A 16,024-nucleotide genomic window follows, 5' to 3' on the forward strand; every position below is an offset into this window, starting at 1 on the left:
CGAAATGGGTTGCTGGTTGGAGAAGAGGGAGGGAATGCTTTCCTGCCGCCATGGCGTCGCTGCCGGCCTTTGTTTGAAATTCTCTGAATTCGCGGCCCGAGTCGAATCCGGGTCGCCCGATGCATTCTTATTCCGGAAGGAACGATCGTGGATTTGAACACGCTGTTGAAGGATCCGGCGCTCTTGCGTCATCAGGCTTATATCGACGGGCAATGGTGCGAGGCCGACTCGGGCGAGCGCTTCGACGTGCTCGACCCGGCGACGGGCGCGACGCTTGGCGGCGTGCCGTCGATGGGCGCGGCGGAGACGTCGCGCGCGATCGACGCCGCGAATGCCGCATGGCCGGCGTGGCGCGCCAAGACGGCGAAGGAGCGCGCCCGCATTCTGCACCGCTGGTACGCGCTCATGATCGAGCACGCCGACGATCTCGCGCTGATCCTCACGGCCGAGCAGGGCAAGCCGCTGGCGGAAGCCAAGGGCGAAATCGTCTACGGGGCGTCGTTTATCGAATGGTTCGCGGAAGAGGGCAAGCGCGTGGCCGGTGACACGCTCGCGACGCCCGCGTCGGACAAGCGGCTCGTGGTGGTCAAGGAGCCGGTGGGCGTGTGCGCGGCGATCACGCCGTGGAATTTCCCGAACGCGATGATCACCCGCAAGGTGGGGCCGGCGCTCGCGGCCGGCTGCCCGATCGTCGTGAAACCGGCCGAAGCGACGCCGTTCTCGGCGCTCGCGCTGGCGGTTCTTGCCGAGCGCGCGGGCGTGCCGAACGGCGTGCTCAACATCGTCACCGGCGACCCGAAGGCGATCGGCGGCGCGATGACGAGCAGCCCGGTGGTGCGCAAGCTGTCGTTTACCGGATCGACCGGCGTCGGGCGGCTGCTGATGGCGCAAAGCGCACCCACCGTGAAAAAGGTGACGCTCGAACTCGGCGGGAACGCGCCGTTCATCGTGTTCGACGATGCCGATCTCGATGCCGCCGTCGAGGGTGCAATCGCTTCAAAATACCGCAACAACGGACAGACGTGCGTGTGCACCAATCGCTTCTACGTGCACGATCGGGTTTATGACGCGTTCGCCGCGAAGCTGGTGGCTGCGGTGCAGGGCCTGACGGTGGGGCACGGCGCCGAAGGCGGCGTGACACTGGGGCCGCTGATCAACGACGCGGCGGTCGGCAAGGTGGAAGCGCATATCGCGGACGCCCTCGGCAAGGGCGCGACGCTCGCCGCCGGCGGCAAGCGGCATGCGCTCGGGCATGGCTTCTTCGAGCCCACGGTGCTCCTGAATGTCACCGCTCGGATGGACGTCGCGAGAGAGGAAACGTTCGGGCCGCTCGCGCCGCTGTTCCGCTTCTCGAGCGACGACGAAGTGGTGAAGCTCGCCAACGATACCGAGTTCGGGCTGGCCGCGTACTTCTACAGCCGCGACATCGGGCGTGTCTGGCGAGTGGCCGAGCAGCTCGAATACGGAATGGTCGGCATCAACACGGGCCTCATTTCGAACGAGGTCGCACCGTTCGGCGGCGTGAAGCAGTCGGGGCTCGGCCGCGAAGGCTCGCACTACGGCATCGACGATTACCTGGTCGTCAAGTACCTGTGCATGGCGGTTTGATCGTCGGTTCGTCCGACTTCCAGCGCGTCACCCGGCACTCGGACGCGGGAAAGGCAACCGGCGAGCGGTTGCCGGCTCGAGGCTCGATGGCCGGGCCTCGGTGCGTCACGGAAGATCGGTGAACCGATCGCCGCCTTCCGGTTGCGCGCGGGGCGCCGAGTAACCCGGTACCGCGGCTGAAAATTGCTTCTGCAATCCGCTGTCGGCCGCCCCGAGCCCCTTCAATTGCAGTTGAACCATGAGCCGCGTGCCGGACGTGGCCGTGGTCGAACTCGTTGCGTACAGGTACTTTTCGCCGGCCACGCCGAGGCTCCAGCATGACGCGTCGTACTGGATGCCGACCAGCCCGGTTCGCAGGCGCCGCGCGTGCAGATCGTAGTCGAGCCGGGCGACCGCCGAGAGATGCGACGTCAGCGGCCACTGCGCGGCCAGCACCGCCTGGCTGACCGGCTCGACGTCTTCGCTCGCATACGAATAATCGACCGCGCGGTTGTAGCGATACGACATGTTCAGGACCCGCTGCTCGCCGGGTGACCAGCCGAAGCCGATCGACGCACGCCGCAGATAATCGTTGATCTCGTCGTACTGCGCGGCCTGCTCGGCGTTGAAGCCGGCGCCGAGCTTGTACGATGCGCCGCCCACGAGCCCCGTGCGCGAGAACGTCGACGTCGAATCGCTCGACGTCAGCGTGACCCCGGGCGCCTTGAAGTCGTACTGTTGCGCGAGGACGAAACGGGCACGCTCGTCGCCCGTGGACGGCTCGATCAGGCGCGACGTGAGCGCCGCGGTGATCCGGTTCGCGTCCGCAATGCGATCGTGTCCGACGAACGTGTTGTCGGAGAACAGTTCCCCGATCCCGAAGTCCGTCACGGCCGTATCGAACAGCGGCGCATGGTACTGGTTGCGATACGGCGTATAGACGTAAAAGAGGCGCGGTTCGAGCGTCTGCAGATACGCATGCCCGAACAGGCTCACGCCGCGCTCGAAGCGCAACCCGGTATCGACCGTCACGGTCGGCACGTTCACGTCGAACTGCTTCGGCTGGCCGCTTGGCGCGTCGCTGCCGATCGACGAGAGGTTGTAGCTCGCGAAATGCCATTTCAGCTTCGGCGTGAAGAACCAGCCGGGGCGCTCGACCGCATACGCGACATACGGATCGAACACGAAGCGATTGCCTTGTGTCGCGCCGGAGACGGTCGACCGGAAGCGGGTCGCATCGGCCTCCATGCCGAAGTCGAAACCGCCGACGTTGTACCGCGCATAGCGTACGTTCAATTGCGGCTCGCTGGCGTAGATCGTCGTGCTGTCGAACGATTGCCAGTGCTGGACCCGGAACAGGACGGACCACGGCACGTGCGAATAGGTCAGCCCGGCTTCCTGGCGGTACAGCGTCGACGAGGCGGCCGTGCCGGACGATGCCAGGGTCGACGCCGCCGATGCATCCGACACGCGGTCGCCATACAGATAGAACCCGAAGCCGTTGCCGATGGTCCAGTCGTGCTTGATGTGCAGCGAATAGCGGTTCGTGCGGGTCAGCCGGTCGTCGGGCAAATACGCGATCGCCAGTTCGCCGCTGTAGGTGGGCGACAGATATCGATAGTCGGCGCCGAGCATCGTGCCGCGCCGCTGCATGGTGCGCGGCGTCAGCGTCAGGTCGTAGTTCGGCGCGAGATTCACGTAGACCGGCTGGGTGACCTCGACGCCGTCGGTCGAGTCGTACGAGACGGTCGGCGGCAGGAGCCCGGTGCGCCGCGCGCTCGACAGCGGAAACGACAGCCACGGGCTCGCGAAGATCGGCACGCCCTGAAAGAACAGCACGCCATTGCGCGCGACGCCGGTATCGCCGCCGCTGTCGATGTCGAAGCGCGATGCCTTCAGGTACCAGCCCGGCCGGTCTCCGCACGCACAGGTCGTATAGGTGCCGTGCTCGACGGACGTATGCTCGGCGTCGACGACGTCGATGCGCGCGGCGCTGCCGCGGCCGCCGTTCACCGTGAAGCGGTAGGTGGGCGCGACGATGTAGCCCTGGTTCGCCTCGATCCGGAAATGGGCTTCCGGTCCGAAGAACAGGCGCCCGCTGTCCGCGAGCACGACGTCGCCATAGGCATCGGCGATATCGGTATCGAACGCGTAGTGAATCGCGTTGCCCTTGACGACCGAACGATCGCGGCGCAACTGGGCATGGCCCTTGAGGGCGACGTCGGTGTCGGCGGTCGTGCTCGCCGCGTCGCCGATCGCGATCGTCGCGGGGCGTTGTCCGGTCGAAGCGGGGTGCTCGGCGAGCGCGGCCGCGGCGCGCAGGGTCCAGTCGGACCACGCATCCGTTTGCGCGTGCGCGATACCCCACGGCAGGTGGAGCAGCAGGCAGACGAGCGGTTTCAAGCGCAGGCGGCCCGGCAGAGAACGTGAAATCAAGAGAAACGGTCCGGCGAGAAGGCGGATGCGACGACGCGGCGACTGACGCCCGCGCCGGTCGGCATCACTGGAAGGTCGCGCCGGGTGGCGGCGCCAGAATGGAGGCGATGCCGGCGGCCTTGCAGAGCGCGTCGAGCATGGCCGGCACTTGTCCGCCCGGAACGGAAAAGCCGAGGGCGGGGCCGCCTTGCAGATGAAAGCGGACGAATACGTGCGGCGTGTCGTCGATCCGGCCGATTTCCCAGCCCGTCGACGGCATCACGAAGTGCGCGCCGTCATGCTTGTTGGCGCGCCGCGCCGAGTGCTCGATTGCATTCGGCAGCGCGACCAGCAACGCATTGAACGTCGAGCGATGCAGCGAGAGGGTCGAATGGGCGCCGTGCACCAGCACGAATTCGCCGTCCTCCGACATTTCCATGGCGCTGACCGAGCACATCCTGAGCGTCGCGAACTCAGTCATGGGACGCCTCTCCCGGCCACGCGACGCATGCAGCCGGCTTCGGCAAGGGTCGCGCGGGCGGTGCCATCCGCGCGATGCTGCCGGTGTTCAGCAGCAGCACGAATGCGGCCGGCGACGAACTGCTTTCGAGCACCGCGGCAAGGATGCGCGCGGAAAGATACAGACTCATGATCGACCTCGTCTCGCATGTCTGAAAGTTGGGAAGCAGCCTTCGCGTGTCGCGAAGGCGCGATCGCGCCGGTGCCCGATCCGGCCTGAAGCGGGCACCGGGGGCGTTCGACCGCCGCGCTCGAGCGCGGCGTATGTGCCAGCCGATCAGAAGCTGTGCCGCAGGCCGACCGTGACGATGGCCTGATGATTCGAACTCGATGCGCTCAGCCCGTCGATCGACGCGGTAATGCCGCTGTCGCCCGCGCCATGCACGTGCTGATACACGCCCCTCAGATAAACATCGGTGCGCTTCGACAGCGCATAGTCGGCCGTCAGGCCGGCCTGGTTCCACTTCGGCCGCACGCCGTCGATCTGGCCGTCGGTATACGTATAGGCTCCCGTCAGGCTGAACGCGGGCGTGAAGTTGTAGCGCGCCTGCACTTCGTAGTTGTTGAAGCGCGCGCCGCCGCTGCTGAACGACAGGCCGTCCGAGGTGCCGGATGCGGAGGCGCCGATGCCGGTCAGCCCGCTCAGGCGCGTCTGCGTGAAGAGCGCGCCGACGGTCGCCGCGCCGAACGAGTAGTTCGCGCCCAGCCCCCAGGTCCGTTGCCCGCTGGCCGTAAACGTCGTGTCGTCGGACACCGCGCCGCTCGTATTGGTGGTCGAGCCGGCGTGGCCGAGATTCAGGTATCCCGCACCGACGTCGAGGCCGCCGTAGTGATAGGTCGCACCGAAGCTGTATGCGCGATTGTTCGCGTAGCCGGTCGAATTCGAGAAGCCGTACAGGCCGCTGAACGTCAGGCCGCCATAGTTCACGCTCTGATACTTGACCGAGTTGTTGATACGGAACGAATCCTGGACGTTGTCGTTGTCGTACGGATGCGAGATGCCCGACATTTCCAGTGCGCCGAGCGTATCGACGACGGAATCGTATTGACGGCCGAGCGTCAGCGTGCCGAACCGGTCGCTCGACAGGCCGACGAACGCCTGGCGGCCGAACAGGCGGCCGTTCTGGCCGAGCTTGCCGTTCATCACGTCGAAGCCGTTCTCGAGCGTGAAGATCGCCTTCAGGCCGCCGCCGAGCTCCTCGCTGCCCTTCAGGCCGAACCGGCTGCCGCTCAGCACGCCGCTCGTGGCCGCCACGCTGCTTTTTCCTCCCGCGTTGCTGGTGTAGGTCACGCCCGCATCGATGATCCCGTACAGCGTCACCGAACTTTGTGCGTAGGTGTTGGCGGCGAACAGGCCGAAAACGCCGGCGGCCAGCAGTGTTCTAGTCATTCAATTCTCCGAAGCAATGGGAAGCGAGCGAACAGGTGCCGTCCTCGCGGTGCCTGTTTCGCCGTGAGACCGGCATCGACGATCCCGGTCGAAGCGCATTAGAGCGCAACGCGCAGGGCAGTGGATTTACGTAGGCGTGCATAGATGTTTCCGCACGTTACGTCGGCGACCGGTCGTCGGCGCAAGCGCGGCGCACGGCCGAACCGGCCTCGCCCGTCACCGGCATGCGTCGCGCCGCGCCGCGCGCAGCGGGGCCGCTTCGGCGTTGCAGCGCGCAGGTCTTCACGCGGGAAACATGGGGAAATCGAATGAAACGCGCGTCCAATCGCGGTGTAACCGAAGCGGCGCGTCCGGCTCCTACACTTGGCCCTCGACTTTCATCGATGATCCGCATGTTCAATCAAGCACTGAAGAGATTTGCCGCACTGGGGGTACTGCTGTCCGGCGGAATCGCGTCCGGCTATGCGCTTGGCGCGCAGCCGGCGACGATTCGCGATATCCGTATCAACGGGCTGAAGCGCATCGAAGCGCGCACGATCGGCGCGTACCTGCCGGTCAGGATCGGCGACACCTTGACGGAAGAGCGGGGGACGGCACTGATTCGCGCGTTGTATGCGACCGGCTTCTTCAGCGACGTCAAGGTGTCGATCGGGGACGGTGTGCTCGTGATCGACGTGATCGAGCGGCCGACGATCGCCGAGGTCGATTTCGACGGTACCCGCGAATTCGACAAGGACAATCTGAACAAGGCGATGAAGGCCGTCGGGCTGTCGCCGGGCATGCCCTACGACCGCGCGCTGCTGCAGCGGGCCGAGCAGGAACTGAAGCGCCAGTACCTGACGCGCGGTTACTACGCGGCCGAGGTGAAGACCACGGTCACGCCGCTCGATGCGTACCGCGTCGCGCTGCTGTTCTCGGTCGCGGAGGGCCCGAGCGCGAAGATCCGCCAGGTGAATTTCATCGGCAACCAGGCGTTCTCCACGGGCACGCTGCTCGGAGAAATGCAGCTGTCGACGCCGACGTGGTCGAGCTGGTACACGAAAAGCGACCTGTACTCGAAGGAAAAGCTGACGGGCGACCTCGAGAACGTCCGTGCGTACTACCTGAACCGCGGCTATCTCGAGTTCACCATCGATTCGACGCAAGTGTCGATTTCGCCGGACCGGAAGGACATGTACCTGACGCTTTCCGTTCACGAAGGCGAGCCGTACACCGTATCGGAGATTCGGCTGTCAGGCGATCTCCTCGGCCGCGACGCCGAACTGCGCAGGCTGGTGGCCGTGAAGGCGGGCGACCGCTTTTCGGCGGAACGGTTGCAGCAGACGACGAAGGCGATCGTCGACAAGCTCGGCGAGTACGGCTATGCGTTCGCGAAGGTGAACGCACAGCCCGATATCGACCAGGCCGCGCATCGCGTCGGCCTGACGCTCGCGGTGGAGCCGGGCAAGCGCGTCTACGTGCGCCACGTGAACATCGTCGGCAACTCGCGCACGCGCGACGAAGTGATCCGCCGCGAGATGCGCCAGTTCGAGGACGCGTGGTTCGACTCGAACCGGATCGCGCTGTCGAAGGACCGGGTCAACCGGCTCGGCTATTTCACCGACGTCGACGTGTCGACCACGCCGATCGACGGGGCGGCGGACCAGGTCGATCTGCAGGTGAAGGTCGCCGAGAAACCGACCGGATCGATCACGCTCGGCGGTGGCCTGTCGTCGTCGGACAAGGTCGTGCTGACGGCCGGCGTGACGCAGGACAACGTATTCGGCTCGGGCACGAGCCTCGGGGTGACCGTGAATACCGCGAAGAGCTACCGGACGCTGACGGTCACGCAGACCGATCCGTATTTCACCGTCGACGGCATCCAGTGGATCACGAGCGTCTATTACCGGACGACGTTTCCGCTCTATTACTCGTCGTCGAGCGACACCAGCTTCCGGATCGTCACGGCCGGCGCGAACATGAAGTTCGGGATTCCGTTCTCCGAGACGGACATGGTCTATTTCGGCACGGGGCTCGAGCAGCACCGGCTGAGGACCGACTCGAGCACGCCGCAGAGCTATCTCGACTACGTCAATTCGTTCGGCAACGTGTCGACCACCGTGCCGGTATCGGTCAGCTGGTCGCGCGATGCGCGCGACAGTGCGCTGACGCCGAGCCGCGGCTATTACATGCAGGCGTCGTCCGAATACGGGACGCCGGTCACGAAGACCCAATACTACAAGGCCGACGTCAACGCCCAGTACTACTATTCGTTCGCGCGTGGCTACGTGCTCGGCTTCAATGTGCAGGGCGGCTACGGCGCCGGACTGGGCGGCAAGCCGTACCCGATATTCGAGAACTACTACGCCGGCGGGATCGGCTCCGTGCGCGGCTACGAGGCGAGTTCGCTCGGCCCGCGCGATACGAAGACCGGCGATTCGATCGGCGGCTCGAAGCTCGTCGTGGGCAACATCGAGTTGTCGATTCCGCTGCCGGGATCGGGTTACGACCGCACGTTGCGCGTGTTCACGTTCGTCGACGGCGGCAACGTCTGGGGCAACGAAGGCAGCAGCACGGGGGCGAACGGACTGCGATATTCGTACGGCGCGGGGCTGTCGTGGATCTCGCCGATCGGACCGTTGAAGTTGAGCCTCGGTTTCCCGATCGTGCGCCACAGCGACGACAAATACCAGAAGTTCCAGTTTCAGATCGGCACGTCGTTCTAAGGCAGGCCGGGAAGGGGCCCGCCGGATCCGGCGGGCACCGGCAGCGTGCCGGACGCGGGTGGCGGAGAACGACTATCGGGTATCGGGCGTGGCGACGGGTTCGACGGAGATCATCTCGTGAACCGCAACGACGCCGGGTGCGGCACGAAAATGTAGCCCTTGCCGCGCATCGTCTGGATGTAGCGATGGCTGTCCGAGGCCTGCTCGATCAGCGCGCGCAGCCGGAACACCAGCACGTCGAGCCCGCGTTCCGATTGCTCGAGTGCGGTCTTGCCGAGCAGCGACAGCATGTTCGTTCTGGACAGCGCACGCATCGGATGCAGGACGAACACCTTGAGCAGCGCGAATTCGCTCTCGCGCAGGCCGAGATCGCGGCCTGCCCGGTAAACGCGCCGTGCGAGGAAATCCACTTCGATATCGCCGAACCGGTAGCACTCCCGTATTTCGGGTGTCGCCTGCGGGCTCGCGTTGAAGCGTCGCAGCACGCTGCGAATCCGCGCGGCCAGCTCGGTCGGGTTGATCGGGTCGACCAGGTAATCGTCCGCCCCGAACTCGAGCGCGAGAACCTTGTCCGCGATGTCCGGCGAGCGGCTGAGCACGATCACCGGCATGTCGTGGCCGGCCTGGCGCAGGCGGCCGATCGTCCCGTGCGCGTCGCTGACCGGCTGGTCCGCCCGCAGTACGATCGCGGACGGGATCTCCTTCTCCATGCGGGTCAGCAGCAACGAGGCGTCGTACAGGACGGACATCTCGATCTGGTATTTGTGAAAACAGACGCGCAGCATGTCGCGCACGATATGGTCGGGTTCGACGACGAGAATATGGGTAGTCATGGCGAATCGACGGTTGGGGTGGTCGAAAGGAGGGCGCATCGCGACCGGTGGCCGGGCGTGCTGAAATGCCGGATGCGGGCAGCTTAGAAACCAATTGCGGAATGAGAATGGGTAAATTGAGGATAAAGTGTGGAAATCGTGTGCGGAGCGCCCCGCGCCGACACAATTTGAGGACAATCCCGGCACGACGCGCGACAGGCGCGCTGAACCGCATATGAAACTCGGCATCGCATCGAAACTGTTCCTCGCCATCCTCGTACCGTGCGCCGTCGCAGCTGTTGCGATGGGCGTGGCGGAGCGGATCAGCTTCGAGAACAACTTCCGCGACTACGTATCGAGCCGCAACGCGACACGGAGCGACCAGCTCGCGCAGCGTCTGGAACGGACGTACGCGACACACGGCAACTGGACCTTCGTGACCGACGACCCGCGTGCATGGATCGGGTTCGTCGAAGCGATCGACGGCGGTCCGTTCGCCATGCCCCCGGGTCCGCCGGGGCCGCCGCAGACAGGGGATGTGCCGGCCGACGGGCCCGGGGGATTCTTCCCGCCGCCGCCCGACCGTCGTGGGTTGCCGGACGGCGCGGCGCGCCACCTGCACTGGGCGCCGCCGGCGATCCTGTACGACGCGGACCAGCGGCGCATCGCGGGCTTCGGGCCGCCGCCGCCCGGCGCGCAGCTGCGTCCGCTGAAGGTCGGTGGCAAGACGGTCGGCTGGTTGTTTGCCGATGACCGCAGGGGCCCGTTCCATGCGGCCGATCTGCAATTCCGGTCGGAGCAGTTGCGGATGACCTGGATCATCGTCGGCGCGGCCGCCTTGCTGGCGGCGCTGCTCGCGGTCGCGCTCACGCGCGCGTTCCTTGCCCCCGTGAGGCGCATGGCCGAAGCGGGCCACCTGCTCGCGAGCGGCGACTACACGGTGCGGATTCCCGAACTGGGCGGCGACGAGTTCGGCCAGCTTGCCGGCGATTTCAACCAGATGGCGGCATCGCTCGAATCGTCCGCGCGGGCGCGCCGCGATTTCATCGCCGATATTTCCCATGAGCTGCGCACGCCGCTCGCGATCCTGCGCGGTGAGCTCGAGGCGCTCGAAGACGGTGTCCGTCCGCCCAGCGCCGCGACCTTCGCGTCGCTGCAGGCGGAAATTTCGATGCTGAACCAGTTGATCAGCGATCTCCACGAGTTGTCGCTCGCCGACATCGGCGCGTTGACGTTCGAGCGCCTGCCCGTCGATTTCGCGCACCTGGTCGAAGGGACGGCCGAAGCGTTCCGCGAGCGGCTCTCGGCGAAGCGGCTCGATCTCGAGCTGGAGATTCCGGTGGCGCCGAGCCGGATTTCAGGCGATCCGTACCGTCTGACGCAATTGATGCAGAACCTGCTCGAAAACGCGCTGCGTTACACCGATCCGGGGGGCAGGGTGCGCGTCGCGGTCGAACCCGGCGACGGCTGGCTGAAGGTCGACGTGCAGGACTCGTTCCCGGCCGTCCCCGAGCCGCTGCTCCCCCATCTGTTCGACCGATTGTTCCGCGTCGACGCGTCGCGCAGCCGGCAGAGCGGCGGCTCGGGGCTCGGCCTTGCGCTGTGCAAGCACATCGTCGACGCGCATGGCGGTACGATCGACGCCATGCGCTCGCCGTACGGCGGGCTGTGGATTCGCCTGCGCCTTCCTCTTGCCGGTTCGCCCCATGAACACTGACGCGACGCCCGCCCACATCCTCATCGTCGAGGACGAGCCGAAACTGTCGGCGCTGCTCGCCGACTACCTGAAGGCGGAGGGTTACGAGACCCGCATCCTTGCCGACGGACGCGAGGTCGTGCCTCACGTGCAACGGCACGAGCCGTTGCTCGTGCTGCTCGACCTGATGCTGCCGGGCCGCGGCGGGCTCGAGGTCTGCCGCGAACTGCGCACGTTTTCGGCGGTGCCGATCGTCATGCTGACCGCGCGGGTCGACGAGATCGACCGCCTGCTCGGTCTCGAGCTGGGTGCCGACGACTACGTGTGCAAGCCGTTCAGCCCGCGCGAAGTCGTCGCGCGGGTCAAGGCGATCCTGCGGCGCGTCGACGGCACGATCCGCCCGGCACGGACGGGCGAATCTTCTCCGTTCGTCGTCGATCCGGAGCATCACGTCGCCCGGCTCGACGGCAAGGATCTGAACCTGACGCCGGTCGAGCTGCGGCTGCTGTCGCTGTTGAGATCGACGCCGGGGCGAATCTATCCGCGCGACCAGTTGCTGTGCCGGCTGTATGACGACCACCGGGTCGTGACCGACCGGACCGTCGACAGCCACGTGAAGAACCTGCGGCGCAAGCTGCAGGCCGTGCGTCCCGATCACGACTTCATTCGCTCGATCTACGGCGTCGGGTACCGGTTCGAGCCGGACGGTGACGAAAACTGATTTGCCATCGGACATCTGCATCCGCTCGGCAACGGTGAGGCTCGCGTCTTCCGTGCCGGACCGCAGGGCGCCCAATGCCTTGCCGAGGACGTCGGGGCCGACCGGCTTGATCAGGCAGTCATCCATGTCTTGCACGTCGCCGCGTCGGCGTGCGCCTTCGTGCGGGCTTGCAGTCCGCGACTGCTCGCTCGACATCGATGCGGACCGCGCAGGCGTCCGTGCGCGCGGTGGCCGAAGCGCGCGAAATGAACTATCGACTGCTGACGGAAATGATGTGACTCGCGACGAACGGTATCGTTTCCTGGCGGATGGGAACGTCCGGGGGCGGAGCGGCGAGTAACGGTGGCGGGTGCGGAGGGGCCATGCCGACGCCTGGTTCCAACGTTGTTTGACGTCGTCAGTGTTGAATGACCCGAACGGCCTCAAGTCGGTAACGTTCAGTAACGAGATTAATTTGGACCGCAAATGAAATGCGCGTTGATCCAGATAGAATGCAGCGCAACGCGTGTGTAGCTCGTTGGCAGGGCAGAAGCCTTCCAGGCGTGCGACGAGGGTTCGATTCCCTACACCCGCTCCAATCCGGAAACGTGGCCAGGCGGATCACGGCACCGGTATTGAAAACCGGCGACGGGTAAAACTGTCCGCGAGTTCGAATTTCACCGTTTCCGCGACGCAATCCCTCGTTAGGCCCATCGCCCCGTTGGTCGGACTCGAAGTCGGCCGACCGCCGGCTCGCTTCCGGCCGGCCCGTTACGCAAACAATCGGATATGAACCGGAATTCACGCATCAAGCGCAAGCCGCGTACGAAGGCTGAGTTGCTCCCGTTGAGCAACAGCAACGTCCGCGCGTTGTCGTTGGAAGCACACGTTGCGCTTGCCGCCGTTCGCAGCGGACAAGGTGGGGCGATACAGGTCGGGCATCTCGCCAAGACGGTCTACGTGGCGTTCTTTCTCCGCGACCCGCCGCCGGACGAGGCAGATGTCGAATTATTTCAACATGCGGAGAGCGTCATTGATCGATGCATCGAGCGGGCCTCGGACACGGGGGCATGGACCTTCCCCGAGCAGGACATCGTGGTGCTCGAACGGCTGCTCAAGCTGTATGACGCTCAGTTGGAGGCGGTGTCGGTATCTCGACTCGCCGACGCGTGGTGCCAGTTTCAGCGAGCGATGGTGAGCAGTCTTCAACGCCCCGTCGACCCGACGGAATTGGACAAATTCGAGTTCACGATCAATGAGCTCAATGCGCAAATGAAATAGGTCGTGTGGTGGCCCTGGCTTTGCTCGAGACGTACTCGACGGTTACATGCTATCGAGATGTGAGTGCGGCGATCACGCGCTCGAGACAGTGAACGGCCCTCAGTAAGCAGTGCCATGATGTGAGCGAGTTCTCGGCGGACTTTTCGATGGAAAGGAGCCTACGATGAAACGTAAGCGCATCGTGCCGCTTCTCGTCGCGCCCGACATCGAAAAACGCAGCGGCGTGTTGTTCGACCGGAAAGGTCACGCGATCCAGCCATCGGCGGGGCTGACCACCGGGCATATCCGCCAGTTCATGGCCGCGTCCGACGCGCTGATCGCGCGGACCGGCATCGAGAGTGAGGCGTCGTAGCACGCGTCGCGCTTCCACCTCCGCCTACGCCGGGCCGTGGCGCTCGAACGCGCGAGCGTGAAGGCGAAGACCGATTGATGCGCGCGGCCAGACGCGCACCGCACGGCTGAAATATCCGCCAATCGGCCGCCGGCGATCGCAGGCGGCACGATCGACACGTGCGTGTCTTGCGCCGCGTGCCGCGCGGCCTCGATCGGCGTGATGTCATCCGAAACGAAGTAGCACCGCGCGGCCTTCCGGCGAACGACACGCACCCAACCGCGCGATCAGTTCACGCCGACCGCGCTCCATGCCCGCGCAACCGCCACGCTTTCGGCCGAGTTCGCGCCGTATAGGTCGTTCGCCGCCTGGATCGACGCACGCCGGGCGTTCGGATAGCTCGAGTTGGCGTTCAGGTACACGGTCAGCGTCCGGTACCAGATCTTGCCGGCCTTGTCGCGGCCCAGGCCGCTGAAGGTCGTGTCGCCGTTGCAGACCAGCTGGGCTCGCGACAGGCCGGTGTCGGTCGACGGCACCGCCGGCCCTTCCGACAGCAGGTAGAAGAAGCGGTTGCCGACGCCCGACGTGAAGTGCGGATCGTGACGCGGATTCGACCACGAGAAGCCGCCGGACGGATAGCAACTGAACGACCGGCCGTCGAGATCCTGCTTGTACATCTTGCGCAGGCCGCCGCTTACCACGCGCGCACCGATCACATAGTTGCCGGGATCGTTCGGGTTGTTCGCGTAGAACTTCACGAGCGTGCCGAAGATGTCGGACGTCGACTCGTTCAGGCCGCCCGCGTCACCCGAATAGTTCAGGTTCGCGGTGGCCTCGGTCACGCCGTGGCTCATTTCGTGCCCGGCCACGTCGACCGACACGACCGGTTTCGGCAGGCTCGTGCCCGGCTGGCCGTCGCCGTAGACCATGATGTGCGACGGCATCCATGCCGCGTTCGCACCGGTCGTGCCGCTGCCGGTGTCGAACACCACGTGCGCGAAACTCTTCACGCCGCGCCCGTCGTTGAAGATGCCGTTGCGGTTGTGCGTGGTCTTGTAGTAGTCCCAAGTCAATGCCAGACCATAATCGATGTCGGCGGCGACGGTCTGCCGGTCGGTGGTCGAGTTGTTGCCCCACACGTTCGTGCTGCTCGTGAAGATCGTCAGGTCGGTCGCCTGCTCGACGTCCTCAGCGATCAGCCCGCGGCCGTCGTAGACCGAACCGCTGCCGCGATTCGGATCGAGCATCCGGTATGCGTTCGTGCCGGTCTGGTCCGTCGTCAGCGTCAGGTTGCCGTAGTACAGCGAGCGGCCGGTGCCCGTCGCAGCGGCGGTCTTGATCAGGTCCTGCGCGTCGAGCACCGCGCCCGTGCTCGCGTTGACGTAGTACAGCACCGCTTCACCGTGCGCGTCGGTCGGTTTGCCATACACACGCACCGCGTAGGCCAGCGTTGGCGCGGCGTCGCGCGCGAACACGACGAGTTCCGCTTCATCGACACGGCGCACGTCCGAGTTGAAACGCGCGGCCGCGATGCGCTTGACCCGCGCCGCACCCACGTCGGGTGCGTTGCGCACCACGAAGCGGTCGCCGACCTTGCCGATCTTGCCGGCGAGATCGATCGGCGCGGGCTGGGTCACGCTCGCTTGCTTCAGTTGCCCGCGGTTCGAATGGACGACGACGTCGCCGCCGATCACGGGCAGACCCGCGTAGAAGCGGTCGAAGCGCACATGCTCGGTGCCGTCGGGATCGACGATTACATCGCGTACCTTGAACTGGTCGCCGTCCACCGGCGCGCCCGCTTGCGGCGCCGCGAACTTCAACGTGCGGGCGGCGCCGCCGGTCGTGAGGCTGAAGGCGGACGGGTTCTGCTGGATCAGTTGCAGCGCCCTGTCGACCGCGGCCGGCTGGTCGCCGGCTTGGGCAAAGGCGCTGATACTGGCGACGGTAATCGCGGTGACGGACAGCAGACGAAACAGTTTCTTCATCTAATCCCCCAGATTATGAATAGAGGTGTGATATTCGAGGAAAAAATCGAGTGCGGCCTTTGATACAAGACGTGTCGCGAACTGCAGGGGCATGCTAGAAGGCTGCTTTTATAATTACAAGATATTTTCTCTAAAATTTATTTTTCATTTCGCCGATTTAAATCAAGTCATGATTTGGTGATGGATGTGAAATGATTCTGTCGGCGGCATCGACAACATCGCGCCGGTTGAGGCGTGCGGGCTGCGCCGGCGGCCTTTGGTGCGGGCAGGGCGCCGCTCCGGCGGAACGGGGGCATGAGGTGGAATGGCAGCAGCGCTCTGAACTTTCTTTATTAAATATTCGCACCGATTGTTTATGTGTTCGCGTGGAAATGCACATCATCATGCGATGTCCCGCTTAACTTTTCCGATGACGGCAGTTTCGATTTATCGACCAACATCCGGCGAATGACCGGCGGCCCTGTATAAACAATGGAACGGCGATCCCGCATGCTCGTGGTGATCGGTCCAGGATGACCCACGATGCGCTCCGGCAGTCCAAACCGCTGCCAGCATGCGCCCAAACCCTCACACTACGTGCCCGAATGCGGCATGAAAATCTAG

The 16,024-nt window shown here is 65.1% G+C and carries 12 protein-coding genes and 1 tRNA gene; 7 read left to right on the forward strand and 6 right to left on the reverse strand.

What is annotated here, in order from left to right; all coding sequences use genetic code 11:
* Nucleotides 1–147 precede the first annotated feature (147 nt).
* Nucleotides 148–1,608 carry an NAD-dependent succinate-semialdehyde dehydrogenase gene (locus U5771_RS31650; protein WP_322027573.1) on the forward strand — a complete coding sequence of 487 codons (1,461 nt, stop codon included), beginning with the start codon at nucleotides 148–150 and terminating at the stop codon, nucleotides 1,606–1,608.
* A 105-nt stretch (nucleotides 1,609–1,713) separates the two neighbouring features.
* On the opposite strand, the gene U5771_RS31655 is transcribed toward U5771_RS31650, so the two are convergent.
* The 4 genes from U5771_RS31655 to U5771_RS31670 all read right to left on the reverse strand — a co-directional run bounded on the left by U5771_RS31655 (nucleotide 1,714) and on the right by U5771_RS31670 (nucleotide 5,911).
* Nucleotides 1,714–4,023: an LPS-assembly protein LptD gene (locus U5771_RS31655; RefSeq protein WP_322027574.1), complete on the reverse strand. Its 2,310-nt coding sequence runs from the start codon at nucleotides 4,021–4,023 to the stop codon at nucleotides 1,714–1,716.
* Between the two features lie 64 nt (nucleotides 4,024–4,087).
* The gene (locus tag U5771_RS31660; protein ID WP_322027575.1) at nucleotides 4,088–4,483 is read right to left on the reverse strand and encodes a hypothetical protein; all 396 of its coding nucleotides are present in this window, start codon (nucleotides 4,481–4,483) and stop codon (nucleotides 4,088–4,090) included.
* Nucleotides 4,476–4,652 carry a hypothetical protein gene (locus tag U5771_RS31665; RefSeq protein ID WP_322027576.1) on the reverse strand — a complete coding sequence of 59 codons (177 nt, stop codon included), beginning with the start codon at nucleotides 4,650–4,652 and terminating at the stop codon, nucleotides 4,476–4,478. The genes U5771_RS31660 and U5771_RS31665 overlap by 8 nt, the downstream gene beginning before the upstream one ends.
* A 146-nt stretch (nucleotides 4,653–4,798) precedes the next feature.
* A complete protein-coding gene (locus U5771_RS31670) occupies nucleotides 4,799–5,911 on the reverse strand; it encodes a porin (protein ID WP_322027577.1) in 1,113 nt (370 codons plus the stop codon).
* A 392-nt stretch (nucleotides 5,912–6,303) separates the two neighbouring features.
* Here U5771_RS31670 and bamA point away from each other — a divergent pair, with 392 nt between their 5' ends.
* Entirely contained in the window at nucleotides 6,304–8,616 is a 2,313-nt protein-coding gene (gene bamA, locus U5771_RS31675; RefSeq protein ID WP_415859455.1) for an outer membrane protein assembly factor BamA, read from the forward strand.
* 110 nt (nucleotides 8,617–8,726) lie between these two features.
* Here bamA and U5771_RS31680 read toward each other — a convergent pair whose 3' ends face one another.
* A complete protein-coding gene (locus tag U5771_RS31680; protein WP_322027578.1) occupies nucleotides 8,727–9,449 on the reverse strand; it encodes a response regulator transcription factor in 723 nt (240 codons plus the stop codon).
* A 214-nt stretch (nucleotides 9,450–9,663) separates the two neighbouring features.
* On the opposite strand from U5771_RS31680, the gene U5771_RS31685 reads away from it, so the two are divergent.
* From U5771_RS31685 to U5771_RS31705, 5 genes are all read left to right on the forward strand, one after another.
* On the forward strand, nucleotides 9,664–11,145 hold the full coding sequence (locus U5771_RS31685; protein WP_322027579.1) for an ATP-binding protein: 1,482 nt from the start codon (nucleotides 9,664–9,666) through the stop codon (nucleotides 11,143–11,145).
* Nucleotides 11,135–11,845: a response regulator gene (locus tag U5771_RS31690; RefSeq protein ID WP_322027580.1), complete on the forward strand. Its 711-nt coding sequence runs from the start codon at nucleotides 11,135–11,137 to the stop codon at nucleotides 11,843–11,845. The genes U5771_RS31685 and U5771_RS31690 overlap by 11 nt, the downstream gene beginning before the upstream one ends.
* 581 nt (nucleotides 11,846–12,426) lie before the next feature.
* A tRNA-Ser gene (locus U5771_RS31695) sits at nucleotides 12,427–12,513 on the forward strand.
* A 157-nt stretch (nucleotides 12,514–12,670) separates the two neighbouring features.
* Nucleotides 12,671–13,105: a hypothetical protein gene (locus U5771_RS31700; protein WP_322027581.1), complete on the forward strand. Its 435-nt coding sequence runs from the start codon at nucleotides 12,671–12,673 to the stop codon at nucleotides 13,103–13,105.
* Between the two features lie 163 nt (nucleotides 13,106–13,268).
* Nucleotides 13,269–13,457 carry a hypothetical protein gene (locus U5771_RS31705; RefSeq protein ID WP_322027582.1) on the forward strand — a complete coding sequence of 63 codons (189 nt, stop codon included), beginning with the start codon at nucleotides 13,269–13,271 and terminating at the stop codon, nucleotides 13,455–13,457.
* Nucleotides 13,458–13,723: 266 nt separating this feature from the next.
* Here U5771_RS31705 and U5771_RS31710 read toward each other — a convergent pair whose 3' ends face one another.
* Nucleotides 13,724–15,421, reverse strand: a complete 1,698-nt coding sequence (locus U5771_RS31710) for a M4 family metallopeptidase (protein ID WP_322027583.1) — start codon at nucleotides 15,419–15,421, stop codon at nucleotides 13,724–13,726.
* Nucleotides 15,422–16,024 lie beyond the last annotated feature (603 nt).

The organism is Burkholderia sp. BCC1977 (genome assembly GCF_905339595.1).
Taxonomy (GTDB): Bacteria; Pseudomonadota; Gammaproteobacteria; order Burkholderiales; family Burkholderiaceae; genus Burkholderia.

Coding starts and splice junctions, on each gene's coding strand:
- U5771_RS31660 (WP_322027575.1), bottom strand. CDS start 4,483: ATGACTGAGTTCGCGACGCTCAGGATGTGCTCGGTCAGCGCCATGGAA.
- U5771_RS31665 (WP_322027576.1), bottom strand. CDS start 4,652: ATGAGTCTGTATCTTTCCGCGCGCATCCTTGCCGCGGTGCTCGAAAGC.
- U5771_RS31670 (WP_322027577.1), bottom strand. CDS start 5,911: ATGACTAGAACACTGCTGGCCGCCGGCGTTTTCGGCCTGTTCGCCGCC.
- bamA (WP_415859455.1), top strand. CDS start 6,304: ATGTTCAATCAAGCACTGAAGAGATTTGCCGCACTGGGGGTACTGCTG.
- U5771_RS31680 (WP_322027578.1), bottom strand. CDS start 9,449: ATGACTACCCATATTCTCGTCGTCGAACCCGACCATATCGTGCGCGAC.
- U5771_RS31685 (WP_322027579.1), top strand. CDS start 9,664: ATGAAACTCGGCATCGCATCGAAACTGTTCCTCGCCATCCTCGTACCG.
- U5771_RS31690 (WP_322027580.1), top strand. CDS start 11,135: ATGAACACTGACGCGACGCCCGCCCACATCCTCATCGTCGAGGACGAG.
- U5771_RS31705 (WP_322027582.1), top strand. CDS start 13,269: ATGAAACGTAAGCGCATCGTGCCGCTTCTCGTCGCGCCCGACATCGAA.
- U5771_RS31710 (WP_322027583.1), bottom strand. CDS start 15,421: ATGAAGAAACTGTTTCGTCTGCTGTCCGTCACCGCGATTACCGTCGCC.